This window comes from Sinosporangium album, from assembly GCF_900100605.1.
Lineage (GTDB): Bacteria > Actinomycetota > Actinomycetes > Streptosporangiales > Streptosporangiaceae > Sinosporangium > Sinosporangium album.
Genome location: NZ_FNCN01000007.1, coordinates 116,368 through 139,561 on the forward strand (window position 1 = coordinate 116,368; position 23,194 = coordinate 139,561).

22 protein-coding genes and 1 riboswitch are annotated in these 23,194 nt (G+C 72.0%); of the genes, 12 read left to right on the plus strand and 10 right to left on the minus strand.

The features are described 5' to 3' along the window. The first annotated feature begins 30 nt into the window (after window positions 1-30). The 5 genes from BLQ73_RS09525 (at window position 31) to BLQ73_RS09545 (ending at window position 6,279) form a co-directional block, all read left to right on the plus strand. Window positions 31-501, plus strand: coding sequence for a bifunctional nuclease family protein (locus tag BLQ73_RS09525; RefSeq protein WP_093170020.1), 471 nt, complete (start codon window positions 31-33; stop codon window positions 499-501). Between the two features lie 147 nt (window positions 502-648). Then, entirely contained in the window at window positions 649-1,269 is a 621-nt protein-coding gene (locus BLQ73_RS09530) for a MerR family transcriptional regulator (protein ID WP_093170021.1), read from the plus strand. Window positions 1,270-1,400: 131 nt separating this feature from the next. Then, window positions 1,401-1,504: riboswitch (glycine riboswitch) on the plus strand. A 211-nt stretch (window positions 1,505-1,715) separates the two neighbouring features. Further along, window positions 1,716-4,559, plus strand: a complete 2,844-nt coding sequence (gene gcvP, locus BLQ73_RS09535) for an aminomethyl-transferring glycine dehydrogenase (RefSeq protein WP_093170022.1) — start codon at window positions 1,716-1,718, stop codon at window positions 4,557-4,559. A 119-nt stretch (window positions 4,560-4,678) separates the two neighbouring features. After that, entirely contained in the window at window positions 4,679-5,566 is an 888-nt protein-coding gene (locus tag BLQ73_RS09540) for a tetratricopeptide repeat protein (RefSeq protein ID WP_093170023.1), read from the plus strand. 83 nt (window positions 5,567-5,649) lie between these two features. Next, window positions 5,650-6,279 carry an alpha/beta hydrolase family protein gene (locus BLQ73_RS09545; protein WP_093170109.1) on the plus strand — a complete coding sequence of 210 codons (630 nt, stop codon included), beginning with the start codon at window positions 5,650-5,652 and terminating at the stop codon, window positions 6,277-6,279. On the opposite strand, the gene BLQ73_RS09550 is transcribed toward BLQ73_RS09545, so the two are convergent. Further along, on the minus strand, window positions 6,236-6,433 hold the full coding sequence (locus BLQ73_RS09550; RefSeq protein WP_093170024.1) for a DUF5999 family protein: 198 nt from the start codon (window positions 6,431-6,433) through the stop codon (window positions 6,236-6,238). The two genes, BLQ73_RS09545 and BLQ73_RS09550, sit on opposite strands and share 44 nt — an antisense overlap. A gap of 272 nt (window positions 6,434-6,705) precedes the next feature. Beyond that, window positions 6,706-7,284, minus strand: a complete 579-nt coding sequence (locus tag BLQ73_RS09555) for a TetR/AcrR family transcriptional regulator (protein ID WP_093170025.1) — start codon at window positions 7,282-7,284, stop codon at window positions 6,706-6,708. 183 nt (window positions 7,285-7,467) lie between these two features. Between BLQ73_RS09555 and BLQ73_RS09560 the strand changes: the two genes are divergently transcribed. Beyond that, complete coding sequence (locus BLQ73_RS09560) at window positions 7,468-7,854, plus strand: hypothetical protein (protein ID WP_245690944.1); 387 nt, start codon at window positions 7,468-7,470, stop codon at window positions 7,852-7,854. A gap of 94 nt (window positions 7,855-7,948) precedes the next feature. Here BLQ73_RS09560 and BLQ73_RS09565 read toward each other — a convergent pair whose 3' ends face one another. From BLQ73_RS09565 to BLQ73_RS09575, 3 genes are all read right to left on the minus strand, one after another. Beyond that, complete coding sequence (locus tag BLQ73_RS09565; RefSeq protein ID WP_093170026.1) at window positions 7,949-9,334, minus strand: RNA polymerase sigma factor; 1,386 nt, start codon at window positions 9,332-9,334, stop codon at window positions 7,949-7,951. A gap of 193 nt (window positions 9,335-9,527) precedes the next feature. Continuing rightward, complete coding sequence (locus tag BLQ73_RS09570) at window positions 9,528-9,950, minus strand: hypothetical protein (RefSeq protein ID WP_093170027.1); 423 nt, start codon at window positions 9,948-9,950, stop codon at window positions 9,528-9,530. A gap of 133 nt (window positions 9,951-10,083) precedes the next feature. After that, window positions 10,084-11,247 carry an AMP-binding protein gene (locus BLQ73_RS09575; RefSeq protein WP_093170111.1) on the minus strand — a complete coding sequence of 388 codons (1,164 nt, stop codon included), beginning with the start codon at window positions 11,245-11,247 and terminating at the stop codon, window positions 10,084-10,086. A 170-nt stretch (window positions 11,248-11,417) separates the two neighbouring features. On the opposite strand from BLQ73_RS09575, the gene menB reads away from it, so the two are divergent. The 4 genes from menB to BLQ73_RS09595 all read left to right on the plus strand — a co-directional run bounded on the left by menB (window position 11,418) and on the right by BLQ73_RS09595 (window position 15,354). Further along, the gene (gene menB / locus BLQ73_RS09580) at window positions 11,418-12,245 is read left to right on the plus strand and encodes a 1,4-dihydroxy-2-naphthoyl-CoA synthase (protein ID WP_093170028.1); all 828 of its coding nucleotides are present in this window, start codon (window positions 11,418-11,420) and stop codon (window positions 12,243-12,245) included. A gap of 13 nt (window positions 12,246-12,258) precedes the next feature. After that, window positions 12,259-13,917, plus strand: a complete 1,659-nt coding sequence (gene menD, locus BLQ73_RS09585; RefSeq protein ID WP_093170029.1) for a 2-succinyl-5-enolpyruvyl-6-hydroxy-3-cyclohexene-1-carboxylic-acid synthase — start codon at window positions 12,259-12,261, stop codon at window positions 13,915-13,917. A 58-nt stretch (window positions 13,918-13,975) separates the two neighbouring features. Further along, on the plus strand, window positions 13,976-14,617 hold the full coding sequence (locus BLQ73_RS09590) for an IMPACT family protein (RefSeq protein ID WP_093170030.1): 642 nt from the start codon (window positions 13,976-13,978) through the stop codon (window positions 14,615-14,617). A 95-nt stretch (window positions 14,618-14,712) separates the two neighbouring features. Then, window positions 14,713-15,354 (plus strand): DedA family protein, encoded by a 642-nt coding sequence (locus tag BLQ73_RS09595; protein ID WP_093170031.1) that lies wholly within the window; start codon window positions 14,713-14,715, stop codon window positions 15,352-15,354. A 37-nt stretch (window positions 15,355-15,391) separates the two neighbouring features. Here the strand turns inward: BLQ73_RS09595 and BLQ73_RS09600 are convergent, their stop codons facing one another. The 3 genes from BLQ73_RS09600 to BLQ73_RS09610 form a co-directional block, all read right to left on the minus strand. Then, entirely contained in the window at window positions 15,392-16,417 is a 1,026-nt protein-coding gene (locus BLQ73_RS09600; RefSeq protein WP_093170032.1) for a cytochrome d ubiquinol oxidase subunit II, read from the minus strand. 3 nt (window positions 16,418-16,420) lie between these two features. After that, window positions 16,421-17,785, minus strand: coding sequence for a cytochrome ubiquinol oxidase subunit I (locus tag BLQ73_RS09605; protein ID WP_093170112.1), 1,365 nt, complete (start codon window positions 17,783-17,785; stop codon window positions 16,421-16,423). A gap of 157 nt (window positions 17,786-17,942) precedes the next feature. After that, window positions 17,943-19,172: an isochorismate synthase gene (locus BLQ73_RS09610; RefSeq protein WP_093170033.1), complete on the minus strand. Its 1,230-nt coding sequence runs from the start codon at window positions 19,170-19,172 to the stop codon at window positions 17,943-17,945. Window positions 19,173-19,417: 245 nt separating this feature from the next. Between BLQ73_RS09610 and BLQ73_RS09615 the strand changes: the two genes are divergently transcribed. After that, a complete protein-coding gene (locus BLQ73_RS09615) occupies window positions 19,418-20,293 on the plus strand; it encodes a GDSL-type esterase/lipase family protein (RefSeq protein WP_245690945.1) in 876 nt (291 codons plus the stop codon). A 40-nt stretch (window positions 20,294-20,333) separates the two neighbouring features. On the opposite strand, the gene BLQ73_RS09620 is transcribed toward BLQ73_RS09615, so the two are convergent. Together BLQ73_RS09620 and BLQ73_RS09625 are read right to left on the minus strand one after the other, a co-directional pair. Further along, window positions 20,334-21,617 carry a glycosyltransferase family 4 protein gene (locus tag BLQ73_RS09620; RefSeq protein WP_338056612.1) on the minus strand — a complete coding sequence of 428 codons (1,284 nt, stop codon included), beginning with the start codon at window positions 21,615-21,617 and terminating at the stop codon, window positions 20,334-20,336. Between the two features lie 318 nt (window positions 21,618-21,935). After that, the gene (locus BLQ73_RS09625) at window positions 21,936-22,349 is read right to left on the minus strand and encodes a VOC family protein (RefSeq protein WP_093170035.1); all 414 of its coding nucleotides are present in this window, start codon (window positions 22,347-22,349) and stop codon (window positions 21,936-21,938) included. A gap of 78 nt (window positions 22,350-22,427) precedes the next feature. Here BLQ73_RS09625 and BLQ73_RS09630 point away from each other — a divergent pair, with 78 nt between their 5' ends. After that, on the plus strand, window positions 22,428-23,192 hold the full coding sequence (locus BLQ73_RS09630) for a TetR/AcrR family transcriptional regulator (protein ID WP_093170036.1): 765 nt from the start codon (window positions 22,428-22,430) through the stop codon (window positions 23,190-23,192). The last annotated feature ends 2 nt before the right edge of the window (window positions 23,193-23,194 follow it).

Consider the following 23,194-nt stretch of genomic DNA (forward strand, 5'->3'; position numbering starts at 1 on the left):
GACCAGTGACCGAGTGAGACGGAGCAGCCCGTGTTGCAGATGGAGGTCGTGGGCGTTCGAGTGGAGATGCCCTCCAATCAGCCGATTGTCCTGCTCAAGGAGGCCAACGGAGATCGTTATCTCCCTATCTGGATAGGGATGACGGAGGCGACGGCCATCGCCATGGCCCAGACCGAGGAGCCGCCTCCTCGGCCGCTGACCCACGATCTTTTTCGAGATGTTCTGAACGCCCTCGGTGTGCGGCTGCGCAACGTCAACATCGTCGCGCTCCGCGACGGCATATTCTTCGCCGATCTGGTGTTCTCCAACGGCGTGGAGGTGAGCGCGCGGCCCTCGGATTCGATCGCTCTCGCGTTGCGCACCGGAGCTCACATCTTCGCCAGCGAAGAGGTGGTGAGCGAGGCCGGTGTCACCGTTCCGGACGACCAAGAGGACGAGGTGGAGAAGTTCCGCGAGTTCCTCGACACGATCAGCCCCGACGACTTCGGCCGGGCGGGGTAGGTATTTCAGTGCATTTACGCTTCACGACGCGCCGAGTTGGATCGTTGACTGAGGATGGCCCCGGTCCTACGGTGCAAGTGAACCCTGTGGTTGTCATACACGAACCCCCAGATCAGACCACGGGATGAGAGAAAGCCGGAGGTCCGCGTGGCGGTCAGCAGCGGCGAGGGTAAGACGGCCGGCCAGGACGATCAGGTGCGGCGTGAGACAGCGCGTCAGCGCGCCGGTGAACAGGGCCTGCTCTTCGACGGCCAGCCGTCGGCCCTGCCCACGGGCATCGGTTATCGCGGTCCGACGGCGTGCGCCGCGGCCGGAATCACCTACCGCCAGCTCGACTACTGGGCACGGACCGGTCTGGTCGAGCCCGGCATAAGGGCGGCGCACGGTTCGGGGTCCCAGCGGCTCTACAGCTTCCGGGACATCCTTGTGCTCAAGGTCGTCAAGCGGCTCCTCGACACCGGGGTCTCGCTCCAGCAGATACGCACCGCGGTCGGGCACCTCCGCGACCGCGGGATCAGCGACCTGGCCCAGATCACGCTGATGAGCGACGGCGTGAGCGTCTACGAGTGCACCTCCGCCGACGAGGTCATCGACCTTCTCCAGGGCGGGCAGGGAGTGTTCGGGATCGCGCTCGGCAGGGTCTGGCGCGAGGTGGAGGGCTCCCTGGCGGAGCTTCCGGGCGAGCGCGCGGAGGCCGAGCCGGGCGAGATCGACGACCACCCGGGCGACGAGCTGGCGCAGCGCCGCCGGGCACGCCGTACGGGCTGACCTCCGGTTCGCGGCGAGGGCGAAGCGGGGCAGGGCCGGTGTCCGCGCGGGGAGCGCGGCCAGGGGCCGCCGGTGGCGGGGTGTCGTATTCGTCGGTGATGCGGGTGCTTGTACAGTGGGGTCGAGGCTGACGACCTTGTGCGGGAGAGACCTCGGGAACCGACGCCGGTGACCCGGGGCGCCGAAGGAGCAAACTCCCCGGAATCTCTCAGGCAACGGGTACCGCACGGGCGAGGCAACTCTGGAAAGCAGGCGCATCCGCCAGGTGCGCCTCACCGACGGTGCAAATCCCGAAGTCTGCTCATATGTGCGACTCATGTGTGTGAGCCGATCGGGGGATGAAGCTCTCAGGTCGCGATGTAAGCCGTCGTGGATGACAGAGGGGGAGATTCGGACGCGCGATCTCGCACGCTCCGCATCTGTCTCGTGCCTCGGGAGGCCATGTCATGACCGATCAGACCCCGCTCCGCGATCTGACCGCCCCGCCGTTCTCCACACGTCACATCGGTCCCTCAGACGCCGACCAGGCCCGCATGCTCGCGGCCGTGGGGTTCGAAACCGTCGCGGATCTGCTGGCCGCGGCGGTGCCCGAGGCCATCAGGACCAAGGACGGGCTCAAACTCCCCCCGGCGGTGAGCGAGACCGAGGCCGCCGCCGCTCTGCGCGGCCTGGCCGCGCGCAACGAGGTCCTCACCTCGATGATCGGGCTCGGCTACCACGACACGATCACCCCCGCCGTCATCCGGCGCAACCTGCTGGAGAACCCGGGGTGGTACACCGCCTACACCCCCTACCAGCCGGAGATCTCCCAGGGCCGCCTTGAGGCGCTGCTCAACTTCCAGACCATGGTCGCCGACCTCACGGGCCTGGACGTCGCGGGCGCGTCCCTGCTGGACGAGGCCACGGCCGCGGCCGAGGCCATGACGCTGGCCCGGCGCGCCGGCCGCTCCGCGAGCGCGGTCTTCGTGGTGGACGCCGACGCGCTGCCCCAGACCAAGGCCGTGCTCGCCACGCGCGCGGAACCGCTCGGCATCGACCTGGTCGAGTCCGACTTCGCCGGCGAGCTGCCCGACTGCTTCGGCGTCCTCGTGCAGTACCCCGGCGCCTCCGGGCGCGTCGCCGGTTTCGCCGCCGTCGCCGAGCAGGCCAAGGCCAAGGGCGCCCTCGTCGTCGCCGCGACCGACCTGCTGGCCCTCACGCTGCTCACCCCGCCGGGGGAGCAGGGCGCCGACATCGCCGTCGGCTCCTCCCAGCGCTTCGGCACGCCCCTCGGCTTCGGCGGCCCGCACGCGGCCTTCATGGCGGTGCGCGAGGGCCTCCAGCGGCAGCTCCCCGGCCGCCTGGTCGGCGTGTCCCAGGACGCCGACGGCGGACGCGCCTACCGCCTGGCGCTCCAGACCCGCGAGCAGCACATCCGCCGGGAGAAGGCCACCAGCAACATCTGCACGGCGCAGGTGCTCCTCGCGGTGATCGCCGGGATGTACGCGGTCTACCACGGTCCCGAGGGGCTGGTCCGCATCGCCCGCCGGGCGCACCGCCACGCCGCGGTGCTGGCGGAGGGCCTGCGGGCCCGCGGTGTGCAGGTCGTCCACGACCGGTTCTTCGACACCGTGCTGGCGCGTGTGCCGGGCCGCGCGGCCGAGGTGGTCGAGGCGGCCCGGACGCGCGGGATCAACCTGCGCCCGGTCGACGCCGACCACGTGGGCGCCTCCTGCGACGAGACCACCACGGCCGCGACCGTGCGGCTGGTGTGGGAGGCGTTCGGCGGCGCCGCGGGCGGGCCTGAGGACGCCCCCGACGCGCTCCCGGCCGAGCTGCTGCGGACCTCGGACTTCCTCGCCCACCCGGTGTTCCGCACCCACCGCTCGGAGACCTCGCTGCTGCGCTACCTGCGCGGTCTGCAGGACAAGGACATCGCGCTGGACCGCTCGATGATCCCGCTCGGCTCGTGCACGATGAAGCTGAACGCCACCGCCGAGATGGAGCCGATCACCTGGCCCGAGTTCGGGGGCATCCACCCGTTCGCGCCGGTCGAGCAGGCCGCCGGCTACCTGGAGCTGATCGGCGACCTTGAGCGCTGGCTGGCCGAGATCACCGGCTACGACGCGGTGTCGCTCCAGCCCAACGCCGGATCGCAGGGAGAGTTCGCCGGGCTGCTCGCCATCCGCGCCTACCACCGGGCCAGGGGCGACCACGAGCGCGACGTGTGCCTCATCCCGTCCTCCGCCCACGGCACCAACGCCGCGAGCGCCGTCATGGCGGGCATGCGGGTCGCCGTGGTGGCCTGCGACGACGAGGGCAACGTGGACCTGGCCGACCTGGACGCCAAGATCGACAAGCATCGCGCCCGGCTCGCCGCGATCATGGTGACCTACCCCTCGACGCACGGCGTCTACGAGGAGGGGATCACCCAGATCTGCAGCAGGGTGCACGAGGCGGGCGGACAGGTCTACATCGACGGCGCCAACCTCAACGCCCTGGTCGGCCTGGCCAAGCCCGGCGAGTTCGGCGCCGACGTCTCCCACCTGAACCTCCACAAGACCTTCTGCATCCCCCACGGCGGCGGCGGTCCGGGAGTGGGCCCGGTCGCGGTCCGCGGCCACCTCGCCCCCTACCTCCCCGGCCACCCGCTGGCCGGCGACGGGCCGGTCGGCCCCGTCTCGGCGGCGCCGTACGGCTCGGCGGGGGTTCTGCCCATCTCGTGGACCTATGTCCGGCTCATGGGCGCGGAGGGGCTGCGCGCGGCCACCGAGCAGGCCGTCCTGTCGGCGAACTACCTGGCGCGGCGGCTCGCGCCGCACTACCCGGTCCTCTACACCGGCCGGGGCGGGCTCGTCGCCCACGAGTGCATCATCGACCTGCGCCGCATCACCAAGGAGACCGGCGTCACCGTGGACGACGTGGCCAAACGCCTCATCGACTACGGCTTCCACGCGCCCACGATGTCGTTCCCGGTGGCCGGCACCCTGATGATCGAGCCCACCGAGAGCGAGGACCTGGCCGAGCTCGACCGGTTCGCCGACGCCATGGTCTCCATCCGGGGCGAGATCGCCAAGGTGGCCTCCGGTGACTACGACCGCGAGGACAACCCCCTGCGCGGGGCGCCCCACACGGCCGACTGCCTCGTGGCCGGCGAGTGGGGCCACGCCTACGGCAGGGCCGAGGCGGCCTACCCCGTGCCCTCACTCCGCGAGGGCAAGTACTGGCCGCCGGTCCGCCGCATCGACCAGGCGTACGGCGACCGCAATCTCGTGTGCTCCTGCCCGCCGCTCGACGCCTACGAGGACTAGTCACCAGTCACGGAGGCGCCGGACTCGGCCGTCCTTGATCCGGATGTGTTCCCGCATGTTGGGCGACGCGGGGCGGCCGAGTCGTTAGGCTCTGGGTGATCGTCGACGGAGGAAGAGCCATGACGCCCCCAGAGCCCGGCACGCTGTCTCCCGGCACCACGTCCACGTGGGAGGACGACGCCCCCGCGGGCGGCTCGGCTTCCGGCGGCTCGGCCTCCGGCGAGCGGCTGGAGGCCGCACGGCGCCTGGCCGAGGACGGCGACCTCGGCGGAGCGGCCGAGATCCTGGCGGGCCTCGTGGCCGACGACACCGGACCGGACAGGGCGCAGGCGGCCGTGGGCCTGGCCGTCGTGCTCGAGGAGCGCGGCGACGTGGAGGCCGCGCGGGCCGCCGCCCGCACGGCGCTCGCCACGGGCCATCCCGAGTTCGCCGCGCAGGCCGCCTGCCATCTGGCGCGCGGCTTCGAGCGCGAGGGACGGGTCGACCAGGCCAGGGCGGCCTGGCAGGCCGCGGTCGGCTCCGGCAACGCGGCCTACGTCCCCCACGCCCACCTGGCCCTCGCGAGGCTCGCCTCCGGCCGGGGCGAGGGCGGGGAGGCCGAGCTGTCCCTGCGCGCCGCCATCGCGACGGGCGACGCCGAGGTCGGCTCCCTCGCGGCCCAGCGCCTGGCCGAGCTCATGCTGGAGGAGGGGCGGGCGGAGGAGGCGGCCGAGGTGCTGTTCGCGGCCCTGTCGTCCCCGGAGGCGGCCGAGACGCACCGGCTGCGGGTCCTGCTCGGCATCGTCCATCTGGAGCTGGCCTGCGCCGAGTTCACCGCCGCGGTGGAGGAGACCGACGAGGCCGACACGGCGGCGACCGCCCTCGCGATCGAGCTGCTGGCCCGCACCCTGCCCCTGCGGGGGAGGGACGAGGACGCCATGCACGTCTGGAACTACGGCCTCGGCCACCAGGACGAGGAGCTGGCCCACGAGGTCGCCCTCCGTCGTGATCGGGGCGTCGAGCTCTGAGGGCGTCCGCCCGGCCCGAGCGCGTCGCGGAACGGGAGGGGCGGTCGACGGGGGACGGGAGCGGGTCCGCTACCGTGGCGGTCATGGAGATCGCGACCCCGCATGGGCCCGCGCGCGTCGAACTCGACGAGGTGGCGGATCCCGGCCTGCTGCTCGTGCTGACGCACGGGGCGGGCGGGGGAGTCGACGCGCCCGACCTGCTGGCGGTGCGCGACGCGGTGCTCCCCCTCGGCGTGGCGGTGGCCCGGGTGCTTCAGCCGTTCCGCGTGGCGGGGCGGCGCGTGCCGGGCTCGGCGGCCAGGCAGGACGAGGCGTGGGAAGCGCTGGCCGCCGACCTCGCGGCCAGGTTCTCCGGGGTGCCTCTCGTGCAGGGCGGGCGGAGCAACGGGGCCAGGGTGGCCTGCCGTACGGCACGGGCCGTGGGGGCTCAGGCCGTCGTGGCGTTGGCCTTCCCCCTGCATCCCCCGGGAAGGCCCGAGCGGTCCAGGGCGGACGAGCTGCGGAGCGCCGGGGTGGACGTGCTCGTGGTGAACGGCGGGCGCGATTCCTTCGGGGTGCCCGATGCGGCCGACGCGGCACGTCTAATGGTGCTGCCGGAGGAGGGGCATGACCTCAAGAGGGCACCCGGGAGAGTCGGCGAGGTGGTCGCCGGTTGGTTGGAGGAGAGGTTCAGGCTGCGCCGACGAGAGGCAGCGGCCTGTGAGGGGCGATGACGGCGCCGTCGGGCAGGAGCTCACCGGTGTCGTCGAACAGGACGACGCCATTGCACAGGAGGCTCCAGCCCTGCTCCGGGTGCGCGGCGAGGGTGCGGGCGGCGTCGCGGTCCGGTGCTTCGGCGGACGGACAGGTCGGCTGGTGCGGGCACATCGGCGTGCCTCCGATATCTGTAGCTGATCGTGGCTTGCCGGACCTGAGGGGGCTGGCAAGCCCTGGTTTGCACTGGATGAAGCAATTGTGCGGTCTCTCACACCCTGGGGACATAGCCCTTTAGGACGGTTAGGGGGGACCTTCCAGGTGACCCACCGGCCTGGTCCGTCCTTGGTGTGATCTATAGCACACATTGTCTTAATTCATGATAAGACCGCCTTGATGCTCGGCCGCAAGCGTGTGCGACATCTTTTACCTCAGAATTGGCTAGGTCAGTTGGCCGCGAGACCGTCGAGGAGAGCCGCCAGACCGTGCTCGAACGCGGCGTCCGCGCGCTCGTCCGCCCGGGGCCAGGGACCCGGCTCCACCGACGCCTCCGGATCGGCCCAGCCCGACTGCTGCACCTCCACCGCGACGCTCCCGAACACGTAGGCCCGCAGCGCGCGCACGGCCCCTGCCGCGTCGGGGAGGCCCGCCCGCTCAAGCTGGTCGATCTGCTCGTGGATCGCCGCCGCCGTGCGCCCTTTCGGGGGCTTGGTGAGGGCGAGGGCGAGGACGCCCGGATGCGCCCGCAGCGCCTCGCGGCCCGCCCGGCACCACGCCGTGGCGATCTCGCGCCAGCCGCCGTCGCCGGGGTCGACCTCCACCGCCGTGACCCGCTCGGCCAGCGCGTCCATCAGGGCGTCCTTGCCTCTGGGCAGATGGTGGTAGATCGCCATGGCCTCGACCTGGAGGGCGTCGCCGAGCCTGCGCATGGTCAGCCTGCGCAGACCCTGGCCGTCGGCGATGTGGAGGGCGGCGTCGATGATGCGTTCGCGGGAGAGCGGCACGGGAGGTCGCTTGGCGGGCATGGGGATCATCCTGCCAAGTGAGCCTTACTGTGTAAAGGACCCCGGCCCGTGTCGCGCGCCCCCCTGTTTACCGGGCTGCGGCGCGGGCAGCGTACGCTGACCACGAGTGACCGGTGCCCGCGTGCGCCCGGTCACGTGAGCATCGACGAGGAAGGGCAGAGGATGGCGTTTTTCCGTCCGCGTGTGAGCAGGGAGGCGGAGGTTCGCTACCACGCCGACCAAGAGGTCGCCAAAGGCTTCCCCGAGGTGCTGGAAGAGGCCCGCAGGGCCGAGCGCGCCCTGCGCGACGTCCAGGCGGCCGGCGGCACCGCCGCGGAGCTGCGCACCGCCGGGATCGCCTTCGACCTGGCCATCACCGACGCGCTGCGCGCCGCCGAGGCCGGGCAGCGGGCCGTGTTCGGCGTGAAGGCCTACGACGACCGCATCCGCCGCCGCAAGGCCAAGGCGACGCCCCGAGGGGCCATGTGGACCTCCGAGGTCGACCGGCTGCGCACGCTGCGCGAGGTGAACCGGCTGACCGGCATCGCCCGCGTGCCGCGCCCCGTCCGCCTGGCCGCCCGCGCCGGCTAGCGTCCGAAGGCCCGGCCCTCCACCGCGCGGTGGAGGGCCGGGCCTTCGCATGCGCGCGGGCTACCGGGCCACGGGGGTGCGGGGTTGCCGGGGGTCAGCTCGCCCAGTCGAGCAGCGGACGGGCGTTGCTCGGGTGGCGCAGCTTGGACAGCGACTCCTTCTCCAACTGCCTGATCCGCTCCCGGGTCAGCCCCAGGTGCTTGCCGATCTCGTCGAGGGTGTGCGGCTTGCCGTCCACCAGGCCGAAGCGCAGCGACATGATCTTGGCTTCGCGCGGCGACAGGTTGCCGAGCACGCCCCGGAGCTGCTCGCCGAGCAGTTGCCGGTCCACGACCTCCGACGCCTCAGGGGAGTCGATGTCCTCGATCAGGTCCCCGATCGTGGTCTCGCCGTCCTCGCCGATGGTGGCGTTGAGGCTGATCGGCTGCCTGCTGGTACGCAGCAGCTCCTCGATCTGGTCCGGGGTCCTGTCCAGCTCGACCGCGAGCTCCTCGGGCGTGGGTTCGCGCCCGAGCCGCTGGTGCATGTCGCGCTCCACGCGGGAGAGCTTGGACAGCATCTCCAGCACGTGGACCGGGAGCCGGATGGTGCGGGCCGAGTCGGCGAAGCCGCGCTGGATGGCCTGCCTGATCCACCACATGGCGTAGGTCGAGAACTTGTAGCCCTTGGTGTAGTCGAACTTCTCCACGGCCCGGATCAGGCCGAGGTTGCCCTCCTGGACCACGTCCAGGAGCGCCATGCCGCGGTCGGTGTACTTCTTGGCCACCGACACGACGAGCCGCAGGTTGGCCTCCAGCATGTGCTCCTTGGCCTGCCTGCCGTCGTCGGCGATCCACTCCAGCTCGGAGCGCAGGTCCTCGGGAAGCGACGGGTCGTTCTCCAGCCGGTGCTCGGCGAAGAGCCCCGCCTCGATCCGCTTGGCCAGCTCGACCTCCTGGGCGGCGGTGAGCAGGGTGCGGCGGCCGATCGACTTGAGGTAGGTGTGGACCGAGTCGCCCATCACCGACGACTGGTCGTCCAGGTCGAGGGTCCCGCCGTCGTGGTCGCTCTCGGCCTCCTCGACGTCCGCCTGCAGGTCGGGTGCCGAAAGGCGGCTCTCGTCGGGCTCGTCCAGGGCCGGGTCCAGCGGCTCCTTGGGCACTTCGGAGTGCCCTTCGGCCGTTTCGGCCGTGGTCTTCGTGGGGGCTTTGCGCGCCGCTGCCCCGCTCTTGGCGCGGGATGCGGGCTTCGCCGCCTTCCCGGCTCTCGCCGTACGGCTCGGCGCCGACTTCTCGTCACCCCCGGCCAGGTCGACTCCCGCCTCGGCCAGCTCGCGCAGGATCGAACGGCCCCGGGCTGCGCTGATTCCCGCGACGCCGAAGGCGTGGCGCAGTTCGGAGAGGGAAAGGTGACCCTGGGCACGTCCTCGATCGAGGAGCTCGGCGAGAGTCGTCGGGGTCGCCCCACGCTCAGGTGAGGTCGCCACGGCGGTTCGGGGCATGAGGACACCTCCTCCATCACGGAGTCGTCGGTCGGCTGTCGGCAGGTGGGGCGGTCGCGGCCGCTCGGCGCACCGTTAGCAATAACGTTGTTCCGCCAAATTTGTTCCCGCGTGGTCACTGTTGGGCGAATAGCGGGTGGTCAGGGGGCCGTGCCGACGATGGAGGAGGTTCCGGGTAAAGAGGCGGGCGGGACTACTCGACGATCACCATGTCCGGCGCCGCGCCGGGGCCGTCCGCCCCGGGCGCTTGGGCGCCTTCGGTGCCGTCGGTCAAGGCGTCCTCCCCGGTGCCGGGGGCGACCGGCATGGGCATGGGCTCGACCTGCTCCATGCGCTCCTCGGTCCAGTAGTCCGCGACCTCCAGCGGACTCCCCTCGACGGCGTGGGTGACGACGTCGTCGGCCGCCCCCTGGTCCGGACCCTGATCGGGGGCGCGGTCGGGGGCGCGGTCGGGGGCGCGGTCAGGAGCGCCGCCCGCGCTGTCGCGGGCGGTTCCGCCGTCCTCGCGCATGTGCTCGGCCAGGCCCGCCGTGGCCGCGGCGGAGACGGACATGCCGCCGACGAGGACCGTGCCCACCACCGCGGCGGAGATCCACATCTTGCGGGTTACCTTCATCGATTCTCCTTGCCTGGGGAGACCCCGCCATCGGGCGGCGGAAGGGGGACACGGCTCCGGCGCGGGCCCCCGTCTCTCCCTCTCAGACGCGCGCGCACCGTGCGAGGTTCCGTAACAGTCGGGTCTCGGCTGATCATCGCGCGCCCTGCGGCAGGTGGCGCGGGGTACGGCGCAGCGCGGCGAGGTCGGTCTTGCCGTTGGGGAGCAGCGGCAGCGCCGCGGTCAGCACCAGCTCCCGCGGCAGCGCGTGCGAGGGGAGCTCGGCTCTCGCGTGATCGCGCAGGGCCGCCAGGGTGGGGCTCTCGCCCGCGGGCACCACGACCGCGACGACCCGCTCGCCCCATTCGGCGTCGGGGCGGCCCACGACGGCCACCTCGGCGACCGACGGGTGGCGCGCGAGCACCTCGCCCACCCGGGCGGCCACCACCTTCTCTCCGCCGGTGTTGATCACGTCGTCGGCCCTGCCCAGCACCCGCAGCCGCCCGTCCACCAGCTCGCCCAGGTCCGAGGTGCGGAACCAGCCGCCGCTGACGGGGGAGGCGTGCGCCCCCGGTGCCGCGCGGTAGCCGGAGAACAGGGTGGGACCCGACAGCATGATCCTTCCGTCGGCTCCGATCCGCAGCCCGACGCCGGAAAGGGGCAGCCCGTCGTAGACGCAGCCGCCCGACGTCTCGCTCATGCCGTACGTGGTGACGACCCGGGCCCCGCGGGTCCGCGCCGCGTCGAGCAGGCCGGGCGGGGCCGCCGCGCCGCCCAGCAGGATCGTGCGGAAGGCCGACAGGTCGGCGCCCAGGTCGAGGAGGCGGCGGAGCTGCGTCGGGACCAGCGACACGTGCGCGGCTCCGCTGCGGGCGACGCGGGCGGCGTCGAAACGCTCGTGGACGATCGGGTCGGTGCCCGCGCGCAGCGACCGCACCAGCACCTGGAGGCCGGAGACGTGCGAGGGCGGCAGGCAGCACAGCCAGCGCTCGCCCGGCCCCGCCCCGAGGCGGCGCAGCGAGGCGTCGGCGGAGGCGTGCAGCGCCGAGGCCCGCAGCTCCACGCCCTTGGGCGTGCCGGTGGAGCCGCTGGTGGCGATGACGACCGCCGTGCCGTCGCGGGCGCCCGCGCCGCCGGCGTGCCGGCGGACGCCGTCCTCGGTGGCCACGTGCGTCGGCCGCAGCGCCGCGAGCGTCTCGCGCAGGGCGGCCGCGGGAAGCGCGGGGGACAGGGGGAGCACGGCGGGGCCCTCGCCCGACAGGGCCTTCAGGACCGCCTCGGTGAGCCTCGGCCCCGGCGGCAGCACCACGGCGTGCAGTGCCTGCTCGACCCGGCCGCGGGACCCGCCACCCGCCGAAGGCCGATCCACGTGTTCGAATCCGGTCGCCACGGTCGTAAGGTTAGTGCGACAGGACGCACGCCGCCGTGCGGGGTCACCGGGCGTTTCGGTGAGCGGGTCGCCGCGGCGGGCACGACACGAGCGATGGGATGAGCGTGGACGCGGTCGATTGGAAGAGGTCCGGAGACTACGAGGACATCGTCTACGAGACCGGTGAGGGGATCGCGAAGATCACGATCAACCGTCCCGAGCGCCGCAACGCCTTCAGGCCGACGACGCTGTTCGAGCTGCGCGACGCCTTCGACCGGGCGCGCGACGACGGCGAGGTCGGCGTGATCATCTTCACCGGGGCCGGCACCGAGGCGTTCTGCTCCGGCGGCGACCAGAAGATCCGCGGCGACGACGGTTACATCGGTCCCGACGGCATCGGCCGCCTCAACGTCCTGGACCTGCAGGTGCAGATCCGCCGCCTGCCCAAGCCCGTCATCGCCATGGTGGCGGGTTACGCGGTCGGCGGCGGCCACGTGCTGCACGTCTGCTGCGACCTGACGATCGCCGCGGACAACGCCCGGTTCGGCCAGACCGGGCCCAAGGTCGGTTCCTTCGACGGCGGCTACGGGGCGTGGCTGCTCGCCGAGACCGTCGGCCTGAAGAAGGCCCGCGAGATCTGGTACCTCTGCCGGTTCTACGACGCGCAGGAGGCCCTCGGCATGGGCCTCGTCAACAAGGTCGTGCCGCTTGAGGAGCTCGAGGCCGAGACCATCCGCTGGTGCCGGGAGCTGCTCGACAAGTCGCCGCTGGCGCTGCGCATGCTCAAGGGCGCCATCAACGCGGTGAGCGACGGCGCGGCGGGCATGCAGCAGTTCGCCGGCGACGCCACGCTGCTCTACTACATGAGCGAGGAGGCCCAGGAGGGCAGGGACGCTTTCAAGGAGAAGCGCAAGCCCGACTTCTCGCGCTTCCCGCGCCGCCCCTGACCGGGAGGCTTCGTTGAACCCCGCCACGGCGCTGGCGACCGTGCTCGTCGACGAACTGGTGCGCTGCGGCCTCACCGAGGCGGTGCTCGCGCCGGGGTCGCGCTCGGCGCCCCTCGCCCTCGCCTTCCACGCCGACTCCAGAGTCAGGCTCCACGTGCGCGTGGACGAGCGCTCGGCCTCCTACCTGGCGCTCGGCCTCGCCCGCCGCTCCGAGCGCCCGGTGGCGCTGGTCTGCACCTCGGGCACCGCGGCGGCCAACCTGCATCCCGCGGTGGTCGAGGCCGACGAGTCGGGCGTGCCGCTGCTCGTCCTCACCGCCGACCGCCCGCCCGAGCTCCGCGGCACCGGCGCCAACCAGACGATCGACCAGATCAAGCTGTACGGCTCCGCCGTACGCCTGTTCGCCGAGGTCGGCGCGCCGGAGAACCGCCGCGGCCAGGTCGCCTACTGGCGGTCGCTGGCCTGCCGCGCCTACCAGCGCAGCCTCGGCCCCTCCGACGCGGGGCCGGTGCACCTCAACCTCGCCTTCCGCGAGCCGCTGATCCCCGGCGGAGGCGACGAGTGGTGCGAGCCGCTCGCCAGCGACGCGGGAGGGCCGTGGATCAGGGCCAGGACCGCGCCGCCGGCCGCGGCGCTGCACATCCCGCCGACCAGGCGCGGCGTGCTCGTCGTCGGCGACGGCGCGACCAACGTGCGGCGCTACGTCGCGGCCGCGGGCATGGCCGGGTGGCCGGTGCTCTCGGAGCCGATCGGCGGCGGACGCTACGGCGACCACGCCGTGTCGACCTACCACCATCTGCTGGGGCTGCCCGAGTTCGCCGAGAAGCACCGCCCCGAGGTGGTGGTCACCCTGGGGCGCCCGGGCCTGTCCAAGACGCTGCTCGACTGGCTCACCTACGCCGACGAGCACATCGTCGTCAGCCCGGGCCTGCACCGCTGGCCCGACCCGACCCGCTCGGCCACCCAGGTCGCGCAGGTGGTCGACATCCCGGTGGCGGCGGGGGACGACTCGTGGCTGCACACCTGGCGGCGGGCCGACGCGATCGCGCGCGCCGCCCTGGACGAGGTGCTCGACGGCTCGGGGCTCTCCGAGCCGCGGCTGGCCAGGGACCTGGCCGACGTGCTGCCCAACGGGTCGCTGATGTTCTGCGGGTCGTCCATGCCGGTGCGCGACCTCGACCAGACCATGCGCCCGAGGCGCGGCCTGCGCCTGATGGCCAACCGGGGCGCGTCCGGCATCGACGGGCTGGTCTCCACCGCCATGGGCGCGGCGCTCGCGCACAACGGGCCGTCCTACGCGCTGCTCGGCGACCTCGGCTTCCTGCACGACCAGAACGGCCTGGTGCTGGGGGCGCGCGAGCCCCGGCCGGACCTGTGCCTGGTGGTGGTCAACAACGACGGCGGGGGCATCTTCTCGCTGCTGCCGCAGGCGTCGCTGCGCGACTCCTTCGAGCGTGTCTTCGGCACCGCCCACGGGGTGGACTTCGCGCATGTCGCGGCGGCCACGGGCACGCCGTACACGCTCGTGACCGAGGCGGAGCACCTGTCGAGGGCGATCAGGGGCGAGGGGCTGCGTGTCGTGGAGGTGCGCACCGACCGCCGCGCCAACGCGGAGCTCCACCACGATCTGCGCGAGGCGGTCTACGCGGCGATGCGCGCCGAGTTACTCTGAAATCTACTTTGTAAAGGCGTCGGGTGGGTGACCATCGCGGCCTGGGACAATGCCTGCCATGGCCGAGCCGTACCTCACCCTCACCGCCCCCGTCGACTACGAGAGCGAGATCCGCAGATCGCGCTTCCTGTGCGCTCTCGCGCCCGCGGCCACCGTGGCCGCGGCCCGGGGGTTCGTGGAGGAGGTGTCCTCCAGGCACCGGGACGCGACCCACAACTGCTCGGCCTACGTCGTGGGCGGCGACCGCGCGGTGCGCCGCGCCGACGACGACGGTGAGCCCTCGGGCACGGCGGGGCCGCCGATGCTGGACGCCCTGCTCAAGCAGGGGCTCGGCGACGTCGTCACCGTCGTCACCCGCTACTTCGGCGGGGTGCTGCTCGGCGCGGGCGGGCTCGTCCGGGCGTACGGCGGAGCCGTGTCGCGCGCGGTGGCCGAGGCGGGGGAGCGCGGGCTGCTGATCCGCATGGTGCCCGCCCGGGTGGTGGCGGTCCGGATCGGGCACGCGCACGCCGGGCGGCTGGAGAACGATCTGCGGGCCTCGCCGTACACCGTCAGGGGGGTGTCCTACGGCGCCGAGGTGACGGTCGAGACGGGGGTGCGCGAGGCCGACCTGGAGCGCTTCGGGGAGTTCGTCGCCTCGCTGACGGCGGGGCGCGCGGTGGTGGAACCGGGGGAGACCGTGTACGTTCCCGAGGGATGAGGCTTCGCTGAGTCTCGGGAAATGTGGGATACCTCACATCAACGAAAGGTCATCCCCGTGCCTACGGAAAATCAAGCCTTCATACCCTGTCATGCATGACTGAAACCGAGATCGGCGGCATCGCGGGCTGGGCCGTGAGCCTGATGGAAACCATGGGTGAACCGGGCGCGGCTCTGGCCATCGCTCTGGAGAACCTGTTTCCCCCTCTCCCCAGTGAAGTGATCCTGCCGCTCGCCGGATTCACGGCCAGCCGAGGCCAGATGAGCCTCATCGGCGCGGTGGCGTGGACCACGATCGGTTCGGTCATCGGCGCCCTGGCGCTCTACGGCGTCGGCGCGCTGCTCGGCAGGGACCGCACCCTGGCCATCGCCGGCAAGCTGCCGTTCGTGAAGCTCAGCGACATCGAGAAGACCGAGGCGTGGTTCCAGCGCCACGGCAAGGCCACGGTGTTCTTCGGCCGCATGATCCCCATCTTCCGCAGCCTGATCTCCATCCCCGCCGGGGTGGAGCGCATGCCGATCCCGACGTTCTTACTCCTCACCGGCCTCGGCAGCCTCATCTGGAACACCGTGTTCGTCGTCGCGGGCTACACCCTGGGGGAGAACTGGGGACTGGTCGAGGAATACGCGGGGATCCTGTCCAAGGGCGTCCTCGTCGTGGTCATCCTCGCGATCGTGGTGTTCATCGTGGTGCGCGTGCGGGAGCGCCGCACCGGCAAGCACCGCATGGAGAGGTGACCCCCGCGTTCCGGCGGGTTCCCCGCGGTGCGCCCCCTCAGCGCCGGTCGTGCTCACGCGCGGCCGGCGCTGTGTGTTCGCGCTGGAACGTGGCGTACAGCCACCACAGGGACGGCACCAGCAGAAGGGCGCCCACCGCCAGAGCCCCGAGGCTGGCCGCCAGCACGCTGTCGGTGGCCGCCGCGTCGCGCAGAGTGACACCGGGGAGCAGCTCCGGATACTGGCCCACCCCCCACCCCCACAGCAGACCGGCGACGGCCAGGGCGGCCGTCAGCCGTACGGCGACGTAGGCGCGGCGCCACAGCAGCACCAGCGAGAGCAGCCCGGCCGCGACCGACAGCACCAGCAGCGGCAGAGCCCGCCCCGAGGTCAGCTCGGCGAACAGGCGCGGCGCGTCCCAGGCCAGGACGGCCAGGCCCGCCGCCGACAGGACCCCCACCACGATCCCGCACCCCAGCGCCCTGCGCCGGAAATCCTCGGCGAGCCGCTCGTCGCCCACGCGCTGGGCGTCACGGGTGAGGAAGACCGCCGCGAGGTAGGCGGCGGTGCCGACCGCCATCACCCCCGCGACGACCGAGGTGGGGTTGACCCAACTGGTGACCAGGTCGCCCTTGGCGATGCCCGCGGGCACGCGGCGGGACGCGATCGCGCCCGCCACCGTGCCGAGGAAGAACGGCGTGGCCACCGAGGAGAACGCGAAGGCCGCCCCGAACAGGCGGCGCTGCGGCAGCTCGGTGGAGACCTTGCGGAACGCGAACGCCGCGCCCCGGGCGATGATGCCCAGGGCGGCCAGGGTCAGCGGGATGTAGAGGGTCGAGGAGAGCGCGGCGAACACCGGCGGGATCCCGGTCCACATCAGCACGATCACGAAGATCAGCCAGACGTGGTTGGCCTCCCAGACCGGCCCGATGGAATGCTCGATGAGGTCGCGCCGCGGGCGGCCCCCCTCCGCGCGGCCCGCCAGCAGGTCCCAGACCCCGCCGCCGAAGTCCGCCCCGCCGAACAGGACATAGGCGGTCAGGCCCACCCACAGGACCCCGAGCATGATCTCTGGAAGCGGCATCGGTCACACGATCCTGAAGGAGGTGACGTCACGTTCCTGAGGCGCGACCGGGACCGGCTGGTCGGCGGCCAGCCGGCGCAGCACGTAGACCGTCGCGATGGTCAGCACCGTGTAGACGACCGTGACCAGCACGAAACCCCACACCAGGCCGGGCGCGGGGTTCACCGCCGCCGCGCTGCGCAGGACGCCGTAGACGACCCACGGCTGACGGCCCACCTCGGTCACGATCCACCCGGACTCCAGCGCCAGCACCGAGGCGACCCCCGAGACCGCCACGGCCCGCAGGAACCAGCGGGAGCGGGGCGGGTCGCGCCGCCGCCACCAGACCACGCCCAGCCAGATCGACAGGGCGAGCAGGGCGAAGCCGACCGCGACCATGACCTGGAACGCCCAGTGCACCACGTTGACCGGTGGGCGGTCCTGCGGAGGCACCGCGTCGAGCCCGATGACCTCGGCGTCCGGATCCCAGTGGGTCAGCAGCGACAGCGCCTTGGGGATCTCCAGCGCGTAGCGCAGCTCGCCTTTCAGCACGATGCCGCCCAGGTGCAGCGGAACCCCGCGCCCGGTCCGGAACAACCCCTCCATGGCGGCGAGCTTGACCGGCTGGCCGTCCGCCACGCTGTGCGCCGCCCAGTCGCCCACCCCGATCTGCACCGGGGTGACGGCGGCGGCGATCGCGAGCGGCACCAGCAGCCCGAGGCGGTGGTAGCGGTCGCGCCGCCCGCGCAGCATCGCCACGGCGTAGACGCTCGCCATGACGAACCCGGTGACCATGAACGCGGCGAGGATCATGTGCACCGTCAGGTGCGGCGTCGCGGGGTTGAACATCGCCGCCCACGGGTCGACGTCCACGATCCGGCCGCCGCTCACCTGGAAGCCGGTCGGCCGCTGCATCCAGGCGTTGGCGCTGACGACGAAGAATGCGCTGGCCACGCCGGCCACCACGATGGGGATGCCGGTCAGCATGTGGGCGCGCGGCGGCAACCGGTCCCAGGCGTACAGGTAGACCCCCACGAAGATCGCCTCGATGAAGAAGGCGATCCCCTCCAGGGAGAACGGCAGGCCGATGACCTCGCCGTAGACGCCCATCAGCCCCGGCCACAGCAGGCCCATCTCGAACGACAGGATGGTGCCCGACACCGCGCCGACCGCGAACAGCACGCCCATCGCCCTCGCCCAGCGGCGCGCCAGCAGCGCGTAGTGCAGGTCGCCGGTGCGGTGGCCGCGCCATTCGGCGAACAGCGTCATCGCGGGCATGCCCACGCCGAAGCACGCCACGATGATGTGCCAGCCGAGGGACAGCGCCATCTGCATGCGGGCGGCCAGAAAGTCGGGGCCGTCCGCGGCGGCCACCACGCCGGCGATCATCGCCACCCCCGGGATGCGTGTGAGAGACCCGGGGGGCTACCCTCCCGGCAGGGCCAGTCTCACGCCCGAGGGGTGGCCGTCGCACCGGCCGCGCACCAAGTGTCGTGGATCACTCGGCCAGTCCGTTAAAGATCGCGAAAAACGCGCGGCCCGGCCGTCAGCCCTCCAGGGCGTACTGCATGGCGCGCAGTTTCGCCTGGGCCTCGGCCAGTTCGGCGGACGGCTCGGAGTCACCCATGATGCCGCAGCCGGCGAACAGCCTCACCCGGTTGCCGTTGATCAGCCCGCAGCGCAGCGCGATGCCCCACTCGCCGTCGCCCCGGGAGTCGATCCAGCCGACCGGCCCGGCGTAGCCCGCGCGGTCCATGCCCTCCAGTTCGCGGATCACCTCCAGCGCCGTCGCGGTCGGGGTGCCGCCGACGGCGGCGGTGGGGTGCATGGCCTCGACCACGTCGAGCACCGAGGCGCCGTTGCCCAGCCGGCCCGTGACCCGGCTCGCGAGGTGCTGCACGTTGGGCAGCACCAGCAGCTCGGGGGCGTCCGGCACCCGCAGGTCCGCGCAGAGCGGCGTGAGGGCCTGCCGTACGGAGGAGACCGCGCAGGCGTGTTCGTGGCGGTCCTTGGCCGAGGCGAACAGCGCGGCCCCCCGGGCGAGGTCGTCGTCGGCGTCGCCGCCGCGGGCCGCGGTGCCGGCCAGGACCAGGGACTCGACGGCCTCACCGGTGCGCCGCACGAGCAGCTCCGGGGTCGCCCCGAGCAGCCCGCCGACGGAGAAGGTGTAGCACTCGGGGTAGCGCTGCGCCAGGCGGGCCAGCAGCGGACGCGCGTCGATCGGGTTCTCCGCCGTCACCATCAGGTCGCGGGCGAGCACCGCCTTCTCCAGGCGGCCCGACCGGATGGCCTGTACGGCACGGGCCACCGCGTGCTCCCACTCGGGCGCGCTGAGGCTGCCGTCCCCGTAGCGGACCCAGCCGGGTTCGACGGTCGGGACGGCCTCGCCCGTCGGAGCCGCGTCGACCGTGGTCATCCATGCGCGGCCGTCGCGGCGGGCGAGCACCACCTTCGGCACGATCAGCACCGACCCCGGCTCGTCGGGGTCGAAGGTGAACGAGCCGAACGCGACCGGGCCGCTTCCCGGCACTCGCAGGTCGTCGTCGACGTCGGCGTCTCCCAGCACCTCCGCCAGCCACTTCTTGGCCCAGGTGAACCGGTCCGGCCCCGGCGGCACCGCCGTACTCGCCGCCACGCCCCATCCCACGAGGCCCTCGCCGTGCCTGATCCAGGCGGAGGGCGCGGCGTCGGGCAGGGCGGCGACGAGATCGCCGGGATCACCGACGGAAAGGGTGCGCACTGCCGGCGGACGCGTCAATCCAATCGCGACACTCACCCAAGACACTCTATGTGGCGGCCTTCCAAGTTCGACTGCACCCCTAGGGAAGACAGATCCATGGCCAAGTGAAGGACCCCTCCTCCGAGCTTCCTTCCCACCGGTCCCGGATCGATACAACAAGCGAATTTCATCACAGCCGCCCCTTGTCAAGTGGTGATAATGATTCGGTCCACGAAAGACAGGACTTGCCAGGAGGTCATAGGCGGATGCCTTAAAGGATCTCTACGTTGGGATCGCTCCCGATGATCCCGGAGGTCCAGATGCGCCGACTTCTGCCGCGTTTCCTGCCACCGGTGGCGTCCGCGGCCGCCCTGACGCTCGTGACGGCCTTCCCGGCGCACGCGGTCGCGCGTCCGGCCGCCGAACCGCTGCCCGGGGTGATGGCGGCGCTGGGCGACTCGATCAGCACCGGGTTCAACGCCTGCGGGTGGTATGTGTCCTGTACGGACCGGTCCTGGTCGGCCGGGCACGAGGCGTCGGTGCGCAGCCATTACCGCAGGCTGAGCGCGCTCGACGGGCGCTTGAAGGGCAACAACGTCAACCTCGCGGTGCCGGGCGCCACAAGCCGCGACCTCCCCGGCCAGGCCAAGGAGGCCGTGAAGGCCAAGGCCGACTACGTGACGATCCTGGTCGGCGCGCAGGACGCCTGCGTCCGCACCGAGGCCCAGATGACCCCGGTGGCGACCTACCGCGCCAGGATCGACGCCGCGCTCGCAGACCTCAAGGCGGGGCTGCCGAACGCGCGGGTCCTGATCGCCGGCATCCCCGACCTGAAGCGGCTGTGGCGGGTGGGGAAGGACAGCCCCGTCGCGCGCACCTTCTGGACGCTCGGCCGCGTCTGCCAGGCGATGCTGGCCAACCCGCAGTCCACCGCCGAGGCCGACGCCGAGCGCCGCGACCGGGTGCGGGCCCGGGTGAAGGCGTTCAACGCCGAGCTCGGGAAGGCGTGCGCCGCGTACGGCCCCGCCTGCCGCACCGACGGGGGAGCGGTGTTCGCCTACCCCTTCACGCTCCAGCATGTGAGCAAGTGGGACTACTTCCACCCCAACGCCGAGGGGCAGCGGGTCCTCGCCGAGCTGACCTTCAAGGCCGGCTTCGAGTGGGGCCCGCTGCCCTGACGTCCCCGCGCGCAGCCGTACGGCGCGGTCCGCGGGGCTTCTAGCGAGGGGCGACCAGTTCGTCGAACAGGGCGTCCCATTGCGCGCCGACGGCGTCGAGGTCGTAGGTCTCCGCGGTGCGTACGGCGTTCGCCGCGAGGTGCCTGCGGTACGGCTCGTCCTCGATGACCCGGATGATGGCGTTGGCCAGGTTCTCGACCGTTCGGGGTTTGACCAGCAGGCCGTCATGCTCGTGCGTGATCATCTCCTTGGGGCCGTGGGGGCTGTTGAAGCTCACCACGGCGAGCCCCTTGCCCCATGCCTCCAGCAGTGTCATCGGGAAGCCCTCGTGGCGGGAGCTCATCACGAAGATGGACGCCTTAGCCAGTTCCGATCCGACGTCGTCGGTGGAGCCGGGCAGGGTGGCGGTGGCGCCGATGCCGAGGGACTCGATCTGCTCTTGGAGGTTCTCCTGCTGGGGGCCCGCGCCGTAGATGCGGAGGTTCCAGTCCGGATGCACCTCGGTGACGAGCTTCCAGGCGTCGAGCAGGCGGTGGAAGCCCTTGATCTTCGTCATGCGGCCCACTGTGATCACGGTCTTGGCCGACAGGTCGGCCCGGTCGCCGTCCATGGGGGGGACAGCGTTGGGGATGCGCGTGAGTCTGCGTGGCTTCTTGCGGAGCAGCGCGCGGTAGTCGCGCAGGTCGGCCTTGGTGAGGGCGACCAGCGCGTCGAGCTTCGGATAGCGGCGCTTGATCATGGCCTGGATCGTCTCGGCGTGGCCCTGGAGGGCCACGTGCTCCTGCCCGATGGTGATGACCCCGGGCGGGGTGAGGGCCGCGGCGGCGAGGTTCAGCCCGGGCCGCGTGGCGATCAGGACTCCCGTGCGCAGCGAGCGCAGGTAGCGCGCCAGTTTCAGGTCGGTGTACAGCGTGAACCGGTGGTAGGCGGCCTCCTCCTTGGGGATCAACCGGCTCGGCCGCGCCAGGAGCCTGCGGAGCCCCGTCGGCGGCTCGCGCCGGTCGTCCAGAAATGAGATCCGCACACCGGGCGGGACCGGGAAGAACGACTCCTCGGCCTCGCGCAGCACGCTGACGATCTCGACATCATGATCTTTAGCCAGATATCCGGCCAAGTTGTAGACGGTTCTAATCGTGCCGCCCATCCCATATGCATGTAGAAGCAGGATTTTGACCTGCTCTGCGGATGGCGGGGGAGCTGTACGCTCCCGCCGCCTGTTCACCGCCGCCAGCGCGTTCACCGCGAGTGAGGCGACGGCTTTCCTCCCCTTTCCCTGCAATCCCCGCAACAGAAGATGCTCCACTTCCCGTTGACGACCGCACACCTTCCCCGTGGTGTGGAAGGTGGCGCTGACCTGTGTCACGCCGCTTCCGGCGTGACACAGACGGGAGGCCGCCTAAGTCGCGTTCTCTGCAATGGAGAGCGCTCAGTCCCCGTGGGCGTGCTCTTATTCCCGCGACTCCTTAGACGACTGTGGGCATGCACATGGTTGCCTCAAATATCCAGAAATGCTGCTGGTGATCAGCCGATAACTCTTTGACTTGGCTATTTCGGACATTGAGGCCCTATTGTGCGCCGACGTTGTGCGCTGACGCTGTGCGGCGAAGGGGCGCACGCGGCCTGGAGTGCGGGGCTGCGGGTGTCACCGGTTCTTGTGGACCGAGTCGTCGGGCGCGCCGGCGCCGTTCCAGTCCAGGAGCTGGACGATGACGCCGTTGGGGTCGCGGACCTGGAAGGCGCGCTCACCCCACGCGTCCTCGGTGAGGGGCATCGTGATCGTGACGCCCTCGGACTGCAGGCGCGCCAGTTCGCCTTCGAGGTCGTCGACGGTGAAGGCGAGGATCACGCCGCCGGCGTGGTCCTCGCGCTGGTCGGCGGGAAGCGTCGGGAGGCCGCGGCGCAGGAAGATCACGTTCATGGCGATGTCGTCCCTGGTCAACGAGGCGAAGCCGTTGGCGGCCATCTCCTCGTGGAAGCCGAAGTGCCGGACCAGGAAGGCGCTGGAGGCGGGGACGTCGGTGACGTTCAGGGAGACGGCGGGCGCGGTGATGCGCAAGGGAACTCCTCGTGGTCGAAATCTACGTACGTCGTACATTGTACATCGTACGACGTTTTTGTGCGGCAGGATGTTCCCGTGTCCAACGAACGCACCGGAGCCGGAGACCCGGCGCGCACCCTCGCGCTGCTGTGGCGCGACCCCTCGGCCGTGCCCCGGCGCGGCCCCCGCCAGGGGCTGACCGTCGATGCCGTCGTCGAGGCGGCCACCCGGGTCGCCGACGCCGAAGGGCTCGACGCCGTGACGATGCGCAGGCTCGCCCAGGACCTCGGCGTCGCCCCCATGACGCTCTACACCTACGTGCCGGGCAAGGCCGAGCTCCTCGACCTCATGCTGGACGCCGCCTACGCGGCCATGCCGAGGTCCGACACCGCCGGACGGCCCTGGCGGGCGCGAGTGGCCGCCGTGGCGGAGGAGAACCGTGCGCTGTTCGAACGGCACCCCTGGCTCGTCTCGGTGTCCACCGGGCGGCCGCCGCTCGGGCCGGGCGTGATGGCGAAATACGAGCACGAGCTGTCCGCCCTGGAGGGCCTCGGCCTCGACGACGTGCGGATGGACGCCGCCCTGAGCTTCGTGCTGGGCTTCGTGCAGGCCAACGCCCGCGCCGCCGCCGAGGCCCGTGCGGTACGCCGCGACTCGGCCATGGACGACGCGGAGTGGTGGCGGCTCAACGCGCCGCTGATCGCGCGGGCGCTCGACGAGAAGGCCTATCCGCTCGCCGCCCGCGTGGGCGCCGCCGCCGGCGCGGCGCAGGGCGGCGCCTACGAGCCCGGGCACGCCTACACCTTCGGCCTCGAACGCGTCCTGGACGGCCTGGCCACCCTCGTCGACCGCCCCCGCTGACG